The organism is Halorubrum sp. Atlit-26R (assembly GCF_003666015.1).
GTDB lineage: Archaea > Halobacteriota > Halobacteria > Halobacteriales > Haloferacaceae > Halorubrum.
Genome location: NZ_QPLT01000089.1, coordinates 1 through 1081 on the forward strand (window position 1 = coordinate 1; position 1081 = coordinate 1081).

The 1081-nt window shown below is 49.8% G+C and carries 1 protein-coding gene; it reads left to right on the forward strand.

Annotated features, from left to right (window positions below):
* Positions 1–863 (forward strand): hypothetical protein (locus DVK07_RS19445; protein WP_121598506.1); only part of this gene is annotated, 863 nt, incomplete at its 5' end.
* Positions 864–1081: the final 218 nt, after the last annotated feature.

The window sequence follows — 1081 nt, forward strand, 5'->3', positions numbered from 1 at the left end:
AGATTGAGATTCCGCAGTGGCTTCAGGAGAACAACATCAATGTGAACGACGCGACGTTCACGCCATACTACGATCGCTCCGCCATAGCTATCCACTACCGAATCAGCATCGAGACGGTCAGTGAGTGCCAAACGGAGTTACTCCGTGTGACTGCTATTGATATTCGGTCAATGGAGCGCCTTCCGAATCTCGAAGAGACGTTTCTCGAATCCACGCTACCTACTGAACCACAGATCGAGAGTCAACCCGTAGATATTGAGAAATCTACAGCGGATGAATTGATCGCACAGACTCGTGAGCAGATTGTTGAACGTGTTCAGCCGAAGATTGACGAGATCCATCAAGAGGCATCTAGAGCAGCAGACACTGAGATTGAGGAATACCGGCAGATGCAGCAGCAACGGATAGAGGAATTGGAAGAGAAGAAAACCCGACTCTCGGATCAGATCCAGGATTTAAGCGAGTCAATCCAACAGAGCAGCGATGAAGGAGACCGTGTAGAAGCGCTTCAGAAACGGAAAGAGCTTAACTCGGAATACGAGGATGTGGACTCAGAACTTGAGGAGCTCCGCCATCGACGCGAGCAAGGATTTCCCAGGAAACAGCGAGAAATCCGTGAAAGGCACGCTCTGGAAGTCGTTGTTAGCCCACTTACGATAACACAGATCGAATACGAACGGGGAGAACTCGTTCTTGAGTTAGAGGAAGGAACGGTGACCCGGTCACTGACACTCGGATATGGGGATGGTGTCGGGATTACTGATGAACTGGATTGTGAGTTCTGCCATCAGACACTCGGAGAACACAATTCACTGCGGACTATCCAAGAAGGCCTACACTGCTCCCAGTGTTATTCGAACTAATTCTGATAGAGAAATTAGCGCAGGTGGCCTAAGTCAAGAGCTTCCTAGTCTGGGGCGTCAGTGAAGTGTACAATCGTGAGAGTGAGACGCACCATCACACATATATGACACCGTACAAGACTATTCGTAGTGCGACGCTTTGGGGATCCTGAGTACTGGTCATTTACCGCATACCGCGATGAGTTCCTTGTAGACTGCCCTACTATTGAGCAGCTGGC